Here is an 18,406-nt window from a genome sequence, read left to right as displayed (position 1 = left end):
GCAGCAGACGCGCCCATCCGCACGCATCACCACACACCACGAGGTGCTCTCAGTTCATGCGCACTCACCCCACCGATCTCACCCGCCGCACCGTCCTGGGAGCGGCAATCGCCGCAGCCGGCACGGGAGTTCTGGCCGCCTGCTCCGGATCGCCGGGTACGGACCATGGATCCATGAACCACGGCGCCGGCGCGGAGGCGAGCCCGAAAGGCTATGTCAGCCCCGACGGCCCCGAGGTCGCAGCCGCCGAGGAGAAGCGGGGCTCCGGCCCCGTCCGAGCCGTGAAGCTGACGGCCACGCCCACCCCGCTGGACCTCGGCGGCGGGCTCACGGTCACGTCGTGGGCATACGGCGACCGGCTGCCCGGCCAGGAGGTCCGCGTCACGGCGGGCGACACCCTCGCGCTCACCCTCGCCAACCATCTACCGCAGTCCACCTCGCTGCACTGGCACGGCATCGCCCTGCGCAATGACATGGACGGCGTCCCCGGCCTCACCCAGAACCCGGTCAGGCCGGGCGGCTCCTTCGCCTACCGCTTCACGGTCCCGGACCCGGGGACGTACTGGATCCATCCCCACTCAGGCCTCCAGCAGGACCGCGGGCTGTACGCCCCGCTGATCGTGGAGGACCCGAGGGAACCCCTGGCGTACGACAAGGAGTGGGTCGTCGTCCTGGACGACTGGGTCGACGGCGTCGACGGCTCCACGCCCGAGGCGGTGCTGGCCGAGCTGAGGCACGGAATGGGCGAACGCTCCGGCCACGACATGCCGATGGACATGCCTATGGAAACGCCGTCTCCGACCGCGAGGGCAAAGAGCCCGTCCCGGATGATGATGGGCGCGACCAGCAGACTGCTCGGCGGCGACGCGGGCGATGTCGCGTATCCGTACTACCTGGTCAACGGGCGCACGGCCGAGGATCCCTCGGTCTTCAGGGCCAGCCCGGGCGACCGGATCCGGCTGCGCATCATCAATGCCGGCGGGGACACCCCGTTCCGGGTGGCACTCGGCGGCCATGAGCTGACGATCACCCACACCGACGGTTTCCCCGTCCGGCACGCCAAGGCCGACGCCCTGATCCTGGGTATGGGCGAGCGGTACGACGTGCTGGTGACCGCGGGCGACGGCGTCTTCCCGCTCACGGCGGTCGCGGAGGGCAAGGACGCACCGGGCAGGGAGGCGGCCGCGATGGCCCTGCTCCGTACCGGCAGCGGCAGCGCACCCACCGCCTCCGTACGCCCGAAGGAGCTGTCCGGCAGTCTGCTGACCCCCAACCGTCTCAGGGCGGCCGAGTCCGTCGCCCTTCCCGCACGCAAGCCGGACCGCCTGATCCGGCTGCGCCTGACGGGCGGCATGACGAAGTACAACTGGGCCTTCAACGGCAAGCCCTACACCCCGGGCCGGCGCCATCCGGTCCGGGCGGGCGAGCGGGTCCGGCTGGTCTTCTTCAACAGCACGAGGATGTGGCACCCGATCCACCTGCACGGCCACACCTTCGCCCTGGCGGGGGTCCCGGACGGCCCCCGCAAGGACACCGCGGGCCTCCTGCCGAACAGAACGGTGGTGGTGGACTTCGACGCCGACAACCCGGGCCTGTGGATGACCCACTGCCACAACGTCTACCACTCGGAGTCGGGGATGATGACGGTGCTCGGTTACCGGAAGTAGCCCCCGGGGCGCCCCACGTGGGGCGCCGCACGGGCCGGTACGTGGGGCGTCCCACATCTCCCCGCCGGGACATCGCGTCAGAAAGACGATTACACTGAGCCGCGTGCCTCAACTACGCCTCGCTCTGAATCAGATCGACTCGACCGTCGGCGATCTCGCCGGCAACGCCGAGGCGATCGTGCACTGGACCCGGCACTCCGCCGAGCAGGGGGCGCATCTCGTCGCCTTCCCCGAGATGGTGCTGACCGGCTATCCCGTCGAGGATCTGGCCCTGCGGTCGTCCTTCGTGGAAGCGTCCCGGGCCGCCCTGCGCGCGCTCGCCGTGCGCCTCGACGAGGAGGGCTTCGGGGAGCTGCCGGTCGTCGTCGGCTACCTCGACCGCTCCGAGCGGGCCCAGCCCCGCTACGGGCAGCCCGCGGGCGCACCCCAGAACGCCGGGGCCGTGCTGCACCGCGGCGAGGTGGTACTGACCTTCGCCAAGCACCATCTGCCCAACTACGGCGTCTTCGACGAGTTCCGCTACTTCGTGCCGGGCGACACCATGCCGGTGATCCGCGTGCACGGGGTCGATGTGGCGCTCGCGATCTGCGAGGACCTCTGGCAGGACGGCGGCCGCGTCCCGGCCACCCGTTCCGCCGGGGCGGGGCTGCTGATCTCGATCAACGCCTCGCCGTACGAGCAGAACAAGGACGACACCCGCCTGGAGCTGGTGCGCAAGCGCGCCCAGGAGGCGGGCTGCACCACCGCCTATCTGGCCATGATCGGCGGACAGGACGAGCTGGTCTTCGACGGCGACTCGATCGTCGTCGACGCGGCCGGTGAAGTCGTCGCGCGGGCCCCGCAGTTCGCCGAGGGCAGCGTCGTGCTGGATCTGGAGCTGCCCGCGGCATCCGCCGAGCCGCCCTCGGGCGTGGTCGACGACGGGCTGCGCATCGAGCGCGTCGTCCTGTCCGAGGAGCCCCTCGACGCGTACGAGCCCGAGCTGACCGGCGGCTATGCCGAGCGGCTCGACGACGACGAGGAGGTGTACTCGGCGCTGGTGGTGGGCCTGCGCGCGTATGCCGCCAAGAACGGCTTCCGTTCGGTGCTGATCGGGTTGTCCGGCGGCATCGACTCCGCGCTGGTCGCGGCGATCGCCTGCGACGCGGTCGGCGCGCAGAATGTGTACGGCATCTCGATGCCGTCGAAGTACTCCTCGGACCACTCCAAGGGCGACGCGGCCGAGCTGGCGCGCCGTACCGGGCTCAACTTCCGCACCGTACCGATCGAGCCGATGTTCGACGCGTACATGGGATCGCTCTCCCTGACCGGTCTCGCCGAGGAGAACCTCCAGTCGCGACTGCGCGGCACCATGCTGATGGCGGTCTCCAACCAGGAGGGCCACATCGTGCTCGCGCCGGGCAACAAGTCCGAGCTGGCGGTGGGCTATTCGACGCTCTACGGCGACTCGGTGGGCGCGTACGGGCCGATCAAGGACGTCTACAAGACCTCGATCTTCCGGCTCGCGAAGTGGCGCAACCGCGCCGCCGAGGAGCGCGGGCAGGTCCCGCCGATCCCCGAGGCCTCGATCACCAAGCCGCCGAGCGCGGAGCTGCGCCCGGGACAGGTCGACACCGACTCACTGCCCGACTACGACGTACTGGACCGGATCCTGGAGCTGTACGTCGACCGGGACCAGGGCAAGGACGCGATCGTGGCGGCCGGTTTCGACGAGGAGCTGGTGGCCAAGACGCTGCGGATGGTGGACACGGCGGAGTACAAGCGGCGCCAGTACCCGCCGGGCACCAAGATCTCGGCGAAGGGCTTCGGCAAGGACCGGCGGCTGCCGATCACGAACCGCTGGCGCGAGACGACGCACTGACCGGACCCCCACCCCGCCCCTTCCCGTAACCGGGGGCGCTGCCCCCGGACCCCTGCTCCTCAAACGCCGCTGGGGCTGAACTATTCAGCCCGTCCGGCGTTTGAGGACACGCGCGAAGCGCGTACGGGGTCCGGGGCGAAGCCCCGTCAGGGGTCGCCCCCAATTACGGGAAGGGGCGGGGTGGGGAAAGCTCAAAGCCTGATGCGCGCCGCGATCGGCAAATGGTCGCTGTCCGTCTGCGGCAGGGTCCAGGAAGCCACCGGCTCCACGCCCTTCACCATGATCTGGTCGATCCGCGCCATCGGGAACGACGCCGGCCAGCTGAAGCCGAAGCCGTTCCCCGCCGCCCCCTGCGTGGAGCGCATCTGGGAGGTGATCGACCTCAACGAGCGGTCGTTCATGGTGCCGTTGAGGTCACCGAGCAGCACGATCTTGCCCGTACGGTCATGCGCGATCGCCTCGCCCAGCGCGTCCGCGCTGTTGTCGCGCTGGTTCGCGGTGAAGCCGGCGTTGAGCTTGACCCGTACCGACGGCATGTGCGCGACGTACACCGCGACCGCGCCCTCGGGCGTCCGCACCGTGGAGCGCATCGCGCGCGTCCAGCCCAGCCGGATGTCCACGGGCGCCGTGTCGGTCATCGGGTACTTGCTCCACAGCCCCACCGTGCCCTGCACGGAGTGGTACTTGTACGTCCCGGCCAGCGCCTGTTCGTACGCCGTGACCTGACCCCCCGGGAGTTCCTGCAGCGCGAGCAGGTCCGCGCCCGACGCGGCGACCTTCTTGGCTGTGCCCTCGGGGTCGGGGTTGCCCGCGTTGACGTTGTGCGTGGCGACGGTCAGACTGCCGGCGCCGCCCGACTTGTCGGCGATCAGGCCGCCGAAGAGATTGAGCCAGACGATCGTCGGCAGCAGCAGGGCGATCAGCGCGGTGGCCGAACGCCGCACCACGGCGACGACCAGGATCACCGGGATGAACACGGCGAACCATGGCAGAAAGGTCTCGCTCAGGCTCCCCAGGTTGCCGATGCGGTTGGGGACTTGCGCGTGCAGGATCATCAACAAAGCGATCAGCACGGCGAGTGCGGCGAGCACCAGGCCGCGCCGCCAGATGCCACGGTCGCCTCTCCAGCCGTCGAGCAGGCTCCGGAACCGGGCTCCGGTGCGCCCGTTCTGGGGGCTGCCGTTACCTGTCTCCGTCTTGTACGCCTGCGCCATGGAGCTTTCCTCACTGCCTTGCCGTCACACCAGCCTCGCCGTCGACACTAGGCGATGACGGGCGTTTCGCCGCCGTCGCCGGACGGCCGTTCTGCCTCGATGACGACAGGGCGGCATACGGGGTTCCTCGTATCGGGCCAGGTGAGGGCGCTGTGACAGAACCCGCACACTTCGGGCAGTGGCCCGGACGGCGGTTCAGGACGCTTCAGCGTGGCGGGCGTACGCCCTGCAGCACCGCGTCCACGATCCGTTCCGCACCGCCCTCTTCGGGTGTGCCTTCGGGGCGCAGCACGGTGCGGACCAGCATCGGTCCCACGAACAGGTCGCCGAGGAGTTCGATGTCGATGTCGGAGCGGATCTCGCCGCTCTCGATGCCGCGGCGCAGGACGGCTTCCATGAGTTCGCGGCGGGGGGCGACCGCGGTGCGGTGGTACAGCTCCCACAGTTGGGGATAGTTCTGCATCTGCGCGAAGACGTTGTGCAGGAGCGTGGAGGACCGCTTGGCGAGCCCGCGCCGGCGCAGCATCTCGACGAGCGCGACCAGGTCGTCCCGCACGGAGGTGCCGGGCAGGGGCGGAGCGACCGGTTCCATGGACCGTACGACGTCGAGAAGGAGGGCTTCCTTGCCTTCCCAGCGGCGGTAGATGGTGGCCTTGCCGACCCCGGCGGTGCGGGCGATGCGCTCGATGGACAGCTCGGATATGGGAACGCCTTCTTCGAGGAGCCGCACGACGGCTTCGACGATGGACCGCTCGGCCGCCTCGCTGCGGGGCCGCCCTCGCCTTGGGTTCTTGCGCTGCTCCGCCTGTTGCCGCTCCATCTGCCGCTGCTCCATCTGCTGCTCCCTCAGGGGCACGTTCGCTCCCTCCCCCACCGTGTCCGGCTCCCTCCGTGTCCCGCCCTCACCTGTCCTTCCGATTCTCCCAGCCCCCGCGCGAAACCCGGGTCGGCTCCGGACGGAGGGTTCCGCACACCGGGCGCTCAGTCGCGCGCCGCCGTCTGCGGGACGCGTTCGGGGTCCGGGCGGTCCGGTCCCGCGCCCGGCCGGCCGGGCAGGAACGCCCCGACCACCACGGCACCGACGACGGCGATGACCGCCGAGCAGAGTGACGTCAGATGCATGGCGTCGAGGAAGGCCTCGTTCGCCGGGCCGATCAGTGCCTTGCCCGCCGGGCCGAGGCTCTCCGCCGCGGCGAGGGTGGCCTCGATGGACTCGCCCGCGGCATCCCGTGCCCCGGCGGGCAGCGCGCCGAGGTGCTCCTCGATCCCGCTGCGGTAGTGCGTGGCCAGCAGCGAGCCGAGTACGGCCACCCCGAGCGCGCCGCCGATCTGGCGGAAGGTGTTGTTGACGGCGCTGCCCGAGCCAGCCTTCTCCTGCGGCAGCAGCCGCACCACCAGGTAGGTCACCGGCGTGGAGACATGTGCCATACCCACACCCTGGGCGAGGAAGGCGATCTCGATCGCCCATACGGGGGTCGAGGTGCCGAACAGCGCGAACGCCCCGAACCCGGCAGCGATCAGCAGCATGCCCGCCGCACAGGTGACCCGGGTGCCGAACCGGGCCACGGCCAGCCGGGCCCGCGGCGCGAAGACCATCTGCGCCGCGGCCATCGGCAGGATGAGCAGCCCGGCCCGCAGTGCGCTGTAGCCGCGCACGCTCTGCAGATAGAAGGCCGAGAAGAAGGTCAGGCCCATGAGGGCGAAGAAGACGAGCGCGACCGCGGCGACGGCTGCGGAGAAGGCGGGCTTCTTGAAGTACCCCATGTCCAGGGCGGGATGCCTGCTGCGCTTCTCGTGGAGGACGAAGCAGACGAGCACGGCGAGCCCCAGGACCACCGGGCCCACCACGGACCCGGCCGTGAAGTCGCCCAGCTCGCCGGCGTGGATGATCCCGTACACCAGCAGCAGCATGCCGACGATCGACAGCACGACGCCGAGGGGGTCGAGCCCGCCGGGGTTCGGGTCCTTGGAGTCCGGCACCAGAAGTGCGACGCAGACCAGGGCGATGATGACGACGGGCACGTTGATCAGGAAGATCGAGCCCCACCAGAAGTGGTCGAGGAGCAGTCCGCCGGTGACCGGGCCGACAGCGATCGCAACGCCGACACTGCCCGCCCAGATCCCCATGGCCTTGGGCTGCTCGTCACGCTCGAAGACGTGCACCAGCACGGCGAGCGTGGCAGGCATCACAAAGGCGGCGCCGAAGCCCATCAGCGCCCGGTAGGCGACGAGCTCGGCGGGTGAGCCGGAGAGCGCCGCGAGTCCCGAGCCGAAGCCGAAGAGGAAGGTGCCGAAGAGCAGGACCTTCTTGCGGCCGATACGGTCGCCCACCACGCCGGCGGTGAACAGCATCCCGGCGAGGACGAGCGTGTAGGAGTTCATCGCCCATTCGAGTTCGCTCTGGGTGGCACCGAGGCCGTGCGGCGGTGGGCTGGCGATCGTTTTGACCGCCACATTCAGGATGGAGTTGTCCAGCACGACGATGATCAGGCTGAACATCAGGACCGTGAGGATCGCCCACCTGCGGCGGTGCACGGCTTCGGGAATCCGCGGCGGGGCGGGTCTGCCGGACGGGGTCGTCATGGGGGCAGCGTAACTCAATTCCGATACGAGACCGTCTCGTATCGAAAGCCGAAGGAGAACGTGACGGATCCCCTTCCGTCCGGGCGGCACGAGGTGCCACCATGGACCCGATCCGGGGACGCCGTCAGGGCGCCTCGAGATGACGAAGGAGCCGTTAGCCATGACGCTTCAGGCTGCCCAGAAGCCCACCGACAGCAGCAAGGCGCTGTACGGCGGCAAGGGCACTCGCCGCATCACGGTCCACGACATCGCCACCGCCAAGGAGCGCGGCGAGAAGTGGCCGATGCTCACCGCTTACGACGCGATGACCGCGTCCGTCTTCGACGAGGCCGGCATCCCGGTCATTCTCGTCGGCGACTCCATGGGCAACTGTCACCTCGGTTACGAGACCACCGTGCCGGTCACGATGGACGAGATGACCATGCTCTCCGCCGCGGTTGTACGGGGCACAAGGCGCGCCCTCGTCGTCGGCGACCTCCCCTTCGGCTCGTACCAGGAAGGCCCCGTCCAGGCGCTGCGCAACGCCACCCGGCTGGTCAAGGACGCGGGCGTCGGCGCGGTCAAGCTGGAGGGCGGCGAGCGCTCGCTGGGCCAGACCGAGCTGCTGGTGCAGGCCGGAATCCCGGTCATGTCGCATCTGGGCCTGACCCCGCAGTCCGTCAACACCATGGGCTACCGCGTGCAGGGCCGCGGCAACGAGGACGCGCACCGGCTGCTGCGCGACGCCAAGGCGGCACAGGACGCCGGCGCCTTCGCGGTCGTCCTGGAACTCGTACCGGCCGAGCTGGCCGCCGAGGTCACCCGCAGCCTGCACATCCCGACCATCGGCATCGGCGCGGGCCCCGACACGGACGCCCAGGTGCTCGTCTGGACCGACATGGCGGGCCTGACGGGCGGCAAGGTGCCGCGCTTCACCAAGCAGTACGCCAACCTCCGCGAGACGCTCGGCGACGCCGCGAAGGCCTTCGCCGACGATGTCGTCGGCGGGGCGTTCCCGCAGGAGGAGCACACCTTCCACTGAGCCACCTCCGGCACCACCGACAGCCCGCCGACATCCCCCATCGGCGGGCTGTCGTCCTGTCCTGCGGCATACGGGCCCCGAAGTCCCAAAAGGCCTACGGGAGCCCCGGCGCGTAGCCTTGAAGGTGGACTCGGGGCTTGCTTGCATCACCCGCCGGAAGGCTGTCGCCATGGCCGGAATCGTGCGCAAGACCTTCGACTCCCCGGAAGAGACCCGGCCCTTCGCGGAGGGAACCGGAAAGCTCGACCTCGTCACCACTGAAGGCGGTCCGCCGGTCGGCCGGGCCGTGTACGAGCCGGGCTGGCAGTGGTCCAAGCACGTCAAGCCCATCGTCGGCACCGACAGCTGCCAGTCGCACCATGTGGGCTATGTCGTCAGCGGCCGGATGAAGGTCGTCATGACCGACGGCGAGACCGACGAGATCCGCCCCGGAGACTTCTTCGACATCCAGCCCGGCCACGACGCGTGGGTCGTCGGCGACGAGCCCGTCGTCGCGCTCGACTGGGTCGGTTTCGTCGACTACGCCAAACCCGCATCCTGACCTGCCCTTTCCTGGGTGTCGGCAGGCTGTAGCCCGCATGTCGGCAGCTTGTCGGCGGCTTGTCGGTGACGCCCGTCATCGTTGACGGCATGACGCGAATCGACAAGAACGCCGTCGAGGTACGAGGCCTCGTCAAGCATTACGGCGACACGAAGGCGCTGGACGGGGTGGACCTCGATGTCCGCGAGGGCACGGTCCTCGGTGTCCTCGGCCCCAACGGCGCCGGCAAGACCACCCTCGTCCGCTGCCTGTCCACCCTCATCACTCCGGACGCCGGCCATGCCGTCGTCGCGGGCTACGACGTGGTGAAGCAGCCGCGGCAGCTGCGCCGCACCATCGGTCTCACCGGCCAGTACGCCTCGGTCGACGAGAAGCTGTCCGGCTGGGAGAACCTCTACATGATCGGGCGGCTGCTCGATCTGCCCCGCAAGGACGCCCGCCGCCGCGCCGACGAGATGCTGGAGCGCTTCTCGCTCACCGATTCGGCCAAGCGGCCGGCCATGCAGTACTCCGGCGGTATGCGGCGGCGGCTCGACCTGGCCGCCTCGATGATCGGCAGCCCGTCCGTGCTCTATCTCGACGAGCCGACGACCGGCCTCGACCCGAGGACCCGCAACGAGGTCTGGGACGAGGTGCAGCGGATGGTCGCGGAGGGGGCGACCGTCCTGCTCACCACCCAGTACATGGAAGAGGCCGAGCAGCTGGCGAGCGAGCTCACGGTCATCGACCGCGGGCGGGTCATCGCCAATGGCCGCGTCGACGAGCTCAAGGCGAAGGTCGGCGGCCGCACGCTGCAGATCCGGCCCAGCGATCCGGCGCAGCTGTCCGCCATGGCCCGCGCGGTCGGCGAGTCCGGTCTCGACGGGATCGCCGGTGCGACGGTCGTCCCCGACGAGGGTCTGCTGTACGTACCGATCCTGAGCGATACGCAACTGACCGCTGTCGTGGGCCTGTTGGGCACGCACGGTTTCGGCATCGCGCACATCGGAACCCATCTGCCCAGCCTGGACGAGGTGTTCCTGGCCATCACGGGCGAGAAGACGCCCGTGTCCGACACGATTCCCGAGGAGGTCGCCGCATGAGTACGGCCACTGCCACCACCGCCCAGTCGCCCGCTCCCGTGCCCGCCCCGGTCAAGAACGCATCGGCCGGCGAGGGCCGGATCGGCCTGCGGGGCAATCTGCGGCACATCGGCGCGCTGGTGCGCCGCAACGCTCTGCAGATCAAGCAGGACCCGGAGTCGATGTTCGACGCCGTGCTGATGCCTGTCATCTTCATCCTGCTGTTCGTGTATGTCTTCGGCGGCGCGATCTCCGGCAAGGGCAACCAGCAGGAGTACGTCAACTACGTGGTCCCCGGCATGATGGCGATGATGGGCATGAACATCGCCATGGCTGTCGGAACCGGCGTCAACGACGACTTCAAGAAGGGCGTGATGGACCGCTTCCGGTCCATGCCGATCGCCCGCTCCTCGGTTCTCATCGCGAAGATCGTGGTCGAGGTCGGCCGCATGATGGTCGCCACGACCATCCTGCTCTCCATGGGCTTCCTGCTCGGCCTGCAGATCCACACCTCGGTGCTCGAACTCCTCGCCGCGGTCAGCCTCTCCATGGTCTTCGGCGCCTCGCTGATGTGGATCTTCATTCTGCTCGGTCTCACCATGAAGACGGCTCAGGCCGTCCAGGGAGTGGCCATGATGGTGCTGATGCCTCTGCAGTTCGGCTCGTCGATCTTCGCCCCGCCGACCACGATGCCCGGCTGGCTGCAGACCTTCACCGACTACAACCCGCTGTCCAATCTGGCGGACGCGGCCCGGAACCTGGTCAACGGCGGACCGGTCGCCCACTCCGTGTGGATGACACTCGGCTGGTCGGCGGCGATCACTCTGGTCACGGCGCCGCTCGCGGTCGCCAAGTTCCGCAAGAAGACCTGATCCCGACATGGGGTCACACCAGGGCGGCGGCCTCATCCAGGGTGAGGCTGCCGCCTTCGGCGTAGGCGCTCTCGTACGCCGCGTCCCCCAGCGCGGCGCGGACCGCCGCCTCTGAATCGGCCCGGCCCTCGCGCTCGTACCGGGGCGAGAAGTGGCCACGCGGCAGCAGGGCGTCGGACGCCCCGAGTATCCGCGCCGCGTCCGGGGCTCGTTCCGGGTGCCGCAGGACCAGCGCACCGGCTGCCGTCGCCAGGTGCAGCGAGGGCATCTGCGGAGCGACCATCAGGGTCAGCGGGTCCCGCGCCTTCTCCAGCGCATAGCGCACCCTGCTGAGCGACATCTCGTACTCGCCCTCGACGAGGTCGAGCCGGGCCAGGAAGCCGGTGATCATGCCATCGAAGATCGCCACGGTCGTGGACTGGAAGTGCGTCAGCAACAGGTCGATCTCGACACGCGCCTGCGGGATGCGGCCGGTGCGGCCCAGCCACAGAGCGAGGTACAGCCGGGCGAAGACCGTCGAGTCCGAGCCTGCTCCCCTGCTGTCGGCCAGCACGTCACGGATCAGGGCCTCGCCCCGCTCGTCCTCCCCCATCTCCAGCAGGACACCGCCGAGACGGGAGCGCAGCACCGCCGTCTGGACCTGGGCACCGACCTGCTCGGCGTATCCGATGGCGGCCGTGAAGTCCTGGGCGGCGAGCGGGTATTCGCCGTTCCGCTCCCGCGCCTCGGCGCGCGCGGACAGGGCCTCGGCCGCGCCGTAGGCATCGCCGATGCGGGTGAAGATCCCCAGTGCCTCGTCGGCGTCGCGGGCCGCGTCCCCGGCCCACTCGCTGCGGTTGGCGAGCACATTGGCCCGCAGCTGGAGCGAAACGGCGAGCTCCCACTCGTTTCCGAACGCGCGGGCGGCCTCGGTGGTCTTGTTGAGCAGATTCTGGAGCTGAGCGGTCTCTGCGGTCATCACAACGGCGAAGAACCAGAACGAAGCCGGGGGGCGGCAGGTCTGCGGCAGCCCCGGCCGGTAGGTCTGGGTGATCCTGCGCAGCACCTCCATCTTCTCCGGGGTCGTCCAGTCGTCCATGTCGTAGTCCATGAAGACCAACCGGATGAGCGCGGCACCGCGCCGGGCCTCCTGGAGCAGCTCGGGCGACATGGGCGGCGGCGCGTCCGTGAACCGTTCGCTGATCGGCGGGGCGGGCTGGACGGGAAGCGCGAAGGGGTCCGGGCCGAGCTCGCCGGCGGCCGTGGCCCAGTGCCGGGCCTCGGTGCGCAGATCCCGCATCTGCCAGTACCAGGTCAGGCAGACGACGAGGAACAGTGCCTCCTGCTCGTCGCGGGCGGCGACGGCGCGGCGCAGCGCGGTGCGCAGATTCTCGTACTCGAGCTGCAGCAGACCGACGGCCGCGCGCTGGCCGGAGCCGCGCAGCAGGGGGTCGGTGGCGCGTACCAGCTCCCGGTAGTGGACCAGGTGCCGCCGCTCCACGGCGGTGCGTTCGGCGGCCTGGTCGAGGCGTTCTGCGGCGTACTCTCCGACGGTTTCGAGCAGGCGGTAGCGCATCTGGCCGTCGGGGGTGGGTGCGGCGACGACGAGCGACTTGTCGATGAGGGATCCAAGGACGTCGGCGACATCCAGGTCCGCGTCCGGCTCCGCACAGACCGCCTCAGCGGCGGCGAGGTCGCAGCCACCCGCGAAGACCGACAGCCGCGGCAGTACGGCGCGTTCGGCGTCGTCGAGGAGGTCCCAGGACCAGTCGACGACGGCCCGAAGGGTCTGCTGGCGCGGCAGTACGGTGCGACTGCCGCTGGTCAGCAGGCGGAAACGGTCGTCCAGCCGGTCGGCGATCTGGCGCGGGGTGAGCATCCGCAGGCGGGCGGCGGCGAGTTCGATGGCGAGCGGCAGCCCGTCGAGCCGGTGACAGATCTCGGCGGCGGCCTCCGGGTCGTCCTCCGTACGGAAGCCGGGCCTGGCCGCGGCGCCGCGCTCGGCGAGCAGGCGCAGCGCCATGGGGTCCGGCAGCGGGTCCACCGGGCGCACCAACTCGCCCGGCACGCTCAGCGGTTCACGGCTGGTCGCCAGCACCGTGACGCCCGGGCAGCTTTCGAGCAGCCGCTCGGCGAGGGCGGCGGCGGCGCCGACGACATGCTCGCAGTTGTCGAGGAGCAGGAGCATACGGCGGCGCGCGCAGTGCTCGGTCAGCCGCAGGACGGCGTCGTCGCTGTGCCCCTCCGCGGCCCTCAACTCCTCGGCACCGGCGCCGCGCAGCACGGTCTCGCGCGCTCCGAGCGCGCTGAGGACGGCCTCCGGGACGGTCTCCGGGTCGTCCACGGGCGCGAGTTCGGCGAGCCAGACCCCGTCGGGCCATGGACTCTGTCCGGTCGCGGCGACCCGCTCGGCGGCCTCCTGCGACAACCGGGTCTTGCCGGCGCCGCCGGGCCCGAGCAGGGTGACGAGCCGGGCGGCGGCGAGGTCGCCGTGGATGGCCTCGATGTCGGCGTCGCGCCCGACGAAGGAGGTGAGGCGGGCGCGCAGGTTGCCGCGGGCGTACGGCCGTGGCGCGGGCACCGGCGGCGTGTCCGCGGCGCGGGCCGTCGCGGGCGGGGCCGAATGTGAAAGCAACTCCCTGTGCAGCGCCCGCAGTTCATGACCCGGGTCCGCTCCCAGGCTGTCCGCCAGCAGCCGCCGTACCTCCTCGTACGCCGCCAGCGCCTGTGCCGCCCTCCCCGCGTCCCGCAGCGCCCGCAGGCGCAGCGCCTGGAGGCGCTCGTCCAGCGGGTGGGCCTCGCACAGCGCGGCGAGCTCCGGAAGCGCCTCCTCCGCGCGGCCCAGCGCGAGCGCCGCCGCGAGCCGGGCCCGGCGGGTGTCCAGGCGGCGGGCCTCCCAGCGGGCCGCCTCGGACGTGCGGTCCGGGAGGTCGGCCAGCACCGGCCCCTGCCACAGCGCCAGCGCGTCGTCGAGCAGCGCCGCCGCCTTGACCGCGTCGCCCTCGTCCAGCGCCCGCACGCCCTCCCCCGCGAGCCGGTCGAACCGGTGCAGGTCCACGTCGTCGCCCGTTGCGCACAGCCGGTATCCGCCGCTGTCCGCCGAGGCGACCGCCGCGTGCCCCAGCGCGCGCCGCAGCCGCCCGACGAGCGCCTGGACCGCGCCCACCGCGTCCGCGGGCGGATCGCCGTCCCATACCTCGTCGACGAGTACGCCGACCGGGACCGTGCGCCCGGCCCGCAGGGCCAGCACGGTCAGCAGGGCGCGCAGCCGCGCACCGCCGAGGGCGACGGGGGTGCCGTCGTCGTGAAGTGCCTGAGTGGTGCCGAGTACCCGATAGTGCACCCGACCATTGTCACCCGGTGCCGAACCGGGCCCGCGCAGCAGGAACCCCCGCGCCCCCCTGGGACGTTCTCCCGACGTCACCGGTACGGTCGGATCCGCACGTCCCTCCCCCTGCGCCTGGCGGGCGTGGGAGGACCCCCAGCCCTCAGGAGCCGCACCCATGACCACCGCCACCTCTCGCCACAGCGACCGGCGCATCAGTCCGGTGTTCCTCGGGATCGTCGCCGTGATGGCGGTCACCGGGTGGGCGGTGTGGACGGACTTCGCGGCGAGCCCCGGTGTGGCCGTGTTCCTGTTCGTCACCTCGGCGTGGATCGTCTCGCTGTGTCTGCACGAGTACGCGCATGCCCGCACGGCGCTGCACAGCGGTGACATCTCCATCGGCACCAAGGGGTACTTGACACTCAATCCGCTCAAGTACACGCACGCGCTGCTGAGCATCGTGCTGCCGGTGGTGTTCGTGATCATGGGCGGCATCGGTCTGCCGGGTGGCGCGGTCTTCATCGAGCGGGGCCGTATCCGGGGCCGCTGGAAGCACAGTCTGATCTCCGCGGCAGGGCCGCTGACCAATGTGCTGTTCGCGCTCGTGTGCACGGCGCCGTTCTGGCTGCACGCGCTGGACGGGGTGCCGATGGTCTTCCGCTTCGCGCTCGCGTTCCTGGGGCTGCTCCAGATCACGGCCGCGATCTTGAACTTCCTGCCGGTGCCCGGGCTCGACGGCTACGGAGTGATCGAGCCGTGGCTCTCGTACAAGATCCGCCGCCAGGTCGAGCCGTTCGCGCCCTTCGGGCTGCTCGCGGTCTTCGGCGTGCTGTTCATCCCCGAGGTGAACCTCGCGTTCTTCGAAGCGATCGACACGATCCTGCGAGGGCTCGGCATCAGCGAGGTGGAGACGTACTGCGGTCAGGAGTTCTACCGCTTCTGGCAGACGGACGGCAGGTGCGAGGCGATCGTCAGCCAGTAGCCCCGGGAGCCGCGCGCTCCGCCTTCGCCCGGCGCAGGTAGTACCAGGTCATGTTCGACGCGAGCCCGGCGAGCAGCACCCATACGATCCCGAGCAAGCTGCCCTGCGCGAAGGACACAACCGCTGCCGCGACGGCGAGGATGCAGACGACGAGGGAGTACAGAGCGAGGCGGGGCATGGGGTACGGCTCCTGTCCGGGTACTGATGGCATTCGCCGTCCAGTGTCCCCCATGCCCCCGCCCGCCCCCGTCACCGGCTACACGTCGGTGACGCGCAACCCCGCATGCGCCTTGTAGCGGCGGTTCACCGAGATCAGATTGGCGACCAGCGACTCGACCTGGTGGGCGTTTCGCAGCCGGCCGGCGAAGACTCCGCGCATGCCCGGAATGCGGCCCGCCAGCGCCTGCACGAGGTCGGTGTCCGCGCGTACCTCGCCCAGCACCATCACATCGGTGTCGATCTCCTCGATCGACTCGTCCTGCAGCAGTACGGCGGACAGATGGTGGAAGGCTGCGGTCACCCGCGAGTCCGGCAGCAGGGCCGCGGCCTGCTCGGCGGCGCTGCCCTCCTCCGGCTTGAGTGCGTACGCGCCCTTCTTGTCGAAGCCGAGCGGGTTGACGCAGTCGACGACGAGCTTGCCCACCAGCTCCTTCTGCAGCGTCTCCAGGGTCTTGGCGTGCCCGTCCCACGGCACGGCCACGATCACCACATCGCTGCGCCGCGCGCACTCGGCGTTGTCTGCGCCCTCGATACCGAGGCCGAGTTCGGCGGCCGCGGTCTCGGCGCGCTCCACGGCGCGGGACCCGATGATCACCTTCTGGCCCGCCCTGGCCAGCCGGTAGGCGAGCCCGCGCCCCTGGTCGCCGGTGCCGCCGAGAACGCCGACGACCAGCCCGGATACGTCGGGAAGGTCCCAGGGATCCTGGGCCGGGGCCTTCGGCGCGGTGCCTGCACTGTCACGAGAAGTCATGCGCCCGACCTTACTTCCTGGGTATCGGCACCCGATCGGGTGAGCCGGTGGCAATCCGGCCCGCCCGGTTCGGCCGTCGTGCACGATGCGGGGCCATGGATGCTGTACGCGTCGCCCTGCTGCGGGAAGTCCTGGCCGGTACGGAGTGGCCGGCGGCGACTCGGCGCTTCGCCGGGACGCTGCGCTCGTCGGTGGTGCCGCAGGGCGGCGGACTGCTGCTGGTCGGGACCGAGGAGTACGAGCCGTGGCATATGGCAGCGCATCTCGTGGACGAGGCGGCCTGGTCGGGACAGCCGGAGCTGACACCGACGCTCGTACGGCACCGGGTGCGGCCCGGGGACCCCGCCCAACTGGCCGTCGGGCTCGGCAGGCTGCAGGCGGCGCGACGCGGCGAGACCCTGCTGGTGGTGGCACCGACCCGGCCGGACGCGGGGCTGCTTGAACGGGTGCACGACGCACGGCGGGCCGGGGCCACCGTGCTGGCGCTGGACGGCGGGGACGCGGAGGTGCACGGCCTGGCGCACGAAGCGCTGACGGTGAGCGACCGGGTGGACGAGGTCGACATCGACACCGTGCAGCATCTGGTCAGCGCGGCGGCGGGCGAGAACGTGGTGCCCGCGGCGCGCGGGCGGCGACGGCTCAGGGACCGGCTCTCGCGGCTCGCCGACCAGCTGACGTCACCGCCGCCCGCGCGCTGGTAATTCGGTTGCCGCGGGCGACGAGAGGCGCGGACGATGATCCCTCGTGACTTCCAGACTTGCCTCCGTACTGCCCGACCTGTCGCCGTGGCGGTCCTCCCGCGACTTCCGGCTGCTGTGGATCCAGGGCCTCGTCACGTACTTCGGCAGCTCCATGGCGATGATCGCCCTGCCGCTCCAGATCAAGGAGCTCACGGACTCACCGCTCGCGGTCGGTGCGATGGGCGCGGTGGAGCTGGTCCCGCTGGTGGTCTTCGGCCTGTACGGAGGGGCGCTGGCTGATGCGGTCGACCGCCGCAAACTGATCCTCGGCACCGAGGCGGGCCTGGGCCTGCTGGCCGTGATCCTCCTGGTGAACGCGCTGCTGCCCGAGCCGATGCTCTGGCCGCTGTACGTCGTCGCGGCAGGCGTCTCCGCGCTCGCCGGTCTGCAACGTCCGGCTCTGGACTCGCTGATGGCCCGGATCGTCCGCCACGACCAGCTCACGGCGGCGGCCGCGCTCAACGCCCTGCGCTGGCAGCTCGGCGCGATCGCGGGTCCCGCGCTGGCGGGTCTGGTCGTGGCGTACGCGGGTCATGCCCCGGCGTACGCGATCACGGTCCTCGGCTTCGTCGCGTCCGTACTGCTCTGCCTGCGCCTGGCCGCCGCGCCGCCGGCGCACGACGCGGACAAGCCGTCGCTGCGGGGGATCGCCGAGGGGGCGCGCTATGCGTGGTCGCGTCCGGTGCTGCTCGGGACGTACGCGATCGACCTTGCAGCGATGTTCTTCGCCTTCCCGAACACGATCTTCCCGTTCCTCGCGGACGACCTGGACGCGCAGTGGGCGCTCGGCCTGATGTACGCGGCGGGCTCGGTCGGATCGGTGGTACTCAGCCTGACCAGCGGCTGGACGTCCCGGGTGCGACGGCACGGCTGCTTCGTCGTCTTCGGCGCGGCGGGCTGGGGCCTGGCGATCGCGGCGGCGGGCTGGTTCTCGAACGTCTGGCTCGTGCTGCTGTGCCTCACCTTCGCGGGCGCCGGCGACATGCTGAGCGGCCTGGGCCGCTCGACGATCTGGAACCAGACGATCCCGGAGGAGCTGCGCGGCCGGCTGGCGGGCATAGAGGTGCTCTCCTACAGCGTCGGCCCCCAACTGGGCCAGGTCCGCGCGGGCACGATGGCGGGCTGGACGGGGACGCGCGCGGCGATCTGGAGCGGTGGCGTGGCGTGCGTGGCCTCGGTGGGGCTGCTGGCGGGGGCGCTGCCGGGGCTGCTGAGGTACGACGCGGACACGGACGAGGACGCGGGGCGCAGGCGCGCGCAGCGGGAGGAAACGGCGCGGGTCTGACCGCCTGCGGCGGGGCTGATCCCCTACCCGCCCCTTCCCGAACTGGGGCAAGCCCCAGACCCCTGCGCCTGCTTCGCGGCGCGGTCCGGGGCTCCGCCCCGGGCCCCGTATGCGACCTTCGGCCGCATGTCCTCAATCGCCGGACGGGCTGAGATGTTCGGCAGGGCCGGCACATCCAGCCCCGCCGGCGATTGAGGCGTGATCCCGGACGCGAAATTCAGCCCCGCCGGCGTTTGAGGCGCGGGTGAGGTTGGGGGTCCCCCCGGGACGGCGTCTGGGGGAGGGCGGGTAGGGGAACAAGCCCC

The 18,406-nt window shown here is 70.9% G+C and carries 15 protein-coding genes; 9 read left to right on the top strand and 6 right to left on the bottom strand.

Features of this window, described 5'->3' with window-relative positions; all coding sequences use genetic code 11:
- Positions 1 to 56 precede the first annotated feature (56 nt).
- The gene (locus tag OHA61_RS28385; RefSeq protein ID WP_406305416.1) at positions 57 to 1,667 is read left to right on the top strand and encodes a multicopper oxidase family protein; all 1,611 of its coding nucleotides are present in this window, start codon (positions 57 to 59) and stop codon (positions 1,665 to 1,667) included.
- A gap of 103 nt (positions 1,668 to 1,770) precedes the next feature.
- On the top strand, positions 1,771 to 3,528 hold the full coding sequence (locus OHA61_RS28380) for an NAD+ synthase (RefSeq protein WP_406305415.1): 1,758 nt from the start codon (positions 1,771 to 1,773) through the stop codon (positions 3,526 to 3,528).
- 191 nt (positions 3,529 to 3,719) lie between these two features.
- Here the strand turns inward: OHA61_RS28380 and OHA61_RS28375 are convergent, their stop codons facing one another.
- The 3 genes from OHA61_RS28375 to OHA61_RS28365 form a co-directional block, all read right to left on the bottom strand.
- Entirely contained in the window at positions 3,720 to 4,742 is a 1,023-nt protein-coding gene (locus OHA61_RS28375; protein WP_406305414.1) for an endonuclease/exonuclease/phosphatase family protein, read from the bottom strand.
- A 205-nt stretch (positions 4,743 to 4,947) separates the two neighbouring features.
- Positions 4,948 to 5,562, bottom strand: a complete 615-nt coding sequence (locus OHA61_RS28370) for a TetR/AcrR family transcriptional regulator (protein ID WP_328682664.1) — start codon at positions 5,560 to 5,562, stop codon at positions 4,948 to 4,950.
- Positions 5,563 to 5,723: 161 nt separating this feature from the next.
- Positions 5,724 to 7,325, bottom strand: coding sequence for an MFS transporter (locus tag OHA61_RS28365; RefSeq protein WP_406305412.1), 1,602 nt, complete (start codon positions 7,323 to 7,325; stop codon positions 5,724 to 5,726).
- Between the two features lie 160 nt (positions 7,326 to 7,485).
- Between OHA61_RS28365 and panB the strand changes: the two genes are divergently transcribed.
- The 4 genes from panB (at position 7,486) to OHA61_RS28345 (ending at position 10,820) form a co-directional block, all read left to right on the top strand.
- Positions 7,486 to 8,346 (top strand): 3-methyl-2-oxobutanoate hydroxymethyltransferase, encoded by an 861-nt coding sequence (gene panB / locus OHA61_RS28360; RefSeq protein ID WP_324988643.1) that lies wholly within the window; start codon positions 7,486 to 7,488, stop codon positions 8,344 to 8,346.
- Between the two features lie 169 nt (positions 8,347 to 8,515).
- Positions 8,516 to 8,887 (top strand): cupin domain-containing protein, encoded by a 372-nt coding sequence (locus OHA61_RS28355; RefSeq protein ID WP_406305411.1) that lies wholly within the window; start codon positions 8,516 to 8,518, stop codon positions 8,885 to 8,887.
- A gap of 89 nt (positions 8,888 to 8,976) precedes the next feature.
- Positions 8,977 to 9,969 carry an ATP-binding cassette domain-containing protein gene (locus tag OHA61_RS28350; RefSeq protein ID WP_406305410.1) on the top strand — a complete coding sequence of 331 codons (993 nt, stop codon included), beginning with the start codon at positions 8,977 to 8,979 and terminating at the stop codon, positions 9,967 to 9,969.
- Positions 9,966 to 10,820 carry an ABC transporter permease gene (locus OHA61_RS28345; RefSeq protein WP_361916917.1) on the top strand — a complete coding sequence of 285 codons (855 nt, stop codon included), beginning with the start codon at positions 9,966 to 9,968 and terminating at the stop codon, positions 10,818 to 10,820. The genes OHA61_RS28350 and OHA61_RS28345 overlap by 4 nt, the downstream gene beginning before the upstream one ends.
- A 13-nt stretch (positions 10,821 to 10,833) precedes the next feature.
- On the opposite strand, the gene OHA61_RS28340 is transcribed toward OHA61_RS28345, so the two are convergent.
- Positions 10,834 to 14,142, bottom strand: coding sequence for an AfsR/SARP family transcriptional regulator (locus OHA61_RS28340; protein WP_406305409.1), 3,309 nt, complete (start codon positions 14,140 to 14,142; stop codon positions 10,834 to 10,836).
- 160 nt (positions 14,143 to 14,302) lie between these two features.
- Here OHA61_RS28340 and OHA61_RS28335 point away from each other — a divergent pair, with 160 nt between their 5' ends.
- The gene (locus OHA61_RS28335) at positions 14,303 to 15,106 is read left to right on the top strand and encodes a site-2 protease family protein (protein ID WP_324973069.1); all 804 of its coding nucleotides are present in this window, start codon (positions 14,303 to 14,305) and stop codon (positions 15,104 to 15,106) included.
- Here the strand turns inward: OHA61_RS28335 and OHA61_RS28330 are convergent.
- The gene (locus OHA61_RS28330; protein WP_406305408.1) at positions 15,096 to 15,338 is read right to left on the bottom strand and encodes a hypothetical protein; all 243 of its coding nucleotides are present in this window, start codon (positions 15,336 to 15,338) and stop codon (positions 15,096 to 15,098) included. The genes OHA61_RS28335 and OHA61_RS28330 overlap by 11 nt on opposite strands.
- A 24-nt stretch (positions 15,339 to 15,362) precedes the next feature.
- A complete protein-coding gene (gene npdG, locus OHA61_RS28325; RefSeq protein WP_324973073.1) occupies positions 15,363 to 16,076 on the bottom strand; it encodes an NADPH-dependent F420 reductase in 714 nt (237 codons plus the stop codon).
- Between the two features lie 95 nt (positions 16,077 to 16,171).
- Between npdG and OHA61_RS28320 the strand changes: the two genes are divergently transcribed.
- Positions 16,172 to 16,777 (top strand): hypothetical protein, encoded by a 606-nt coding sequence (locus tag OHA61_RS28320; protein ID WP_361916926.1) that lies wholly within the window; start codon positions 16,172 to 16,174, stop codon positions 16,775 to 16,777.
- 43 nt (positions 16,778 to 16,820) lie between these two features.
- Entirely contained in the window at positions 16,821 to 18,101 is a 1,281-nt protein-coding gene (locus tag OHA61_RS28315; RefSeq protein WP_406305407.1) for an MFS transporter, read from the top strand.
- The last annotated feature ends 305 nt before the right edge of the window (positions 18,102 to 18,406 follow it).

Origin of the sequence: Streptomyces sp. NBC_00885 (assembly GCF_045207475.1) — a bacterium.
Taxonomy (GTDB): Bacteria; Actinomycetota; Actinomycetes; order Streptomycetales; family Streptomycetaceae; genus Streptomyces.
The sequence above is the reverse complement of the archived record's forward strand: the minus strand, read 5'-3'. Positions and strand labels throughout refer to the sequence as shown.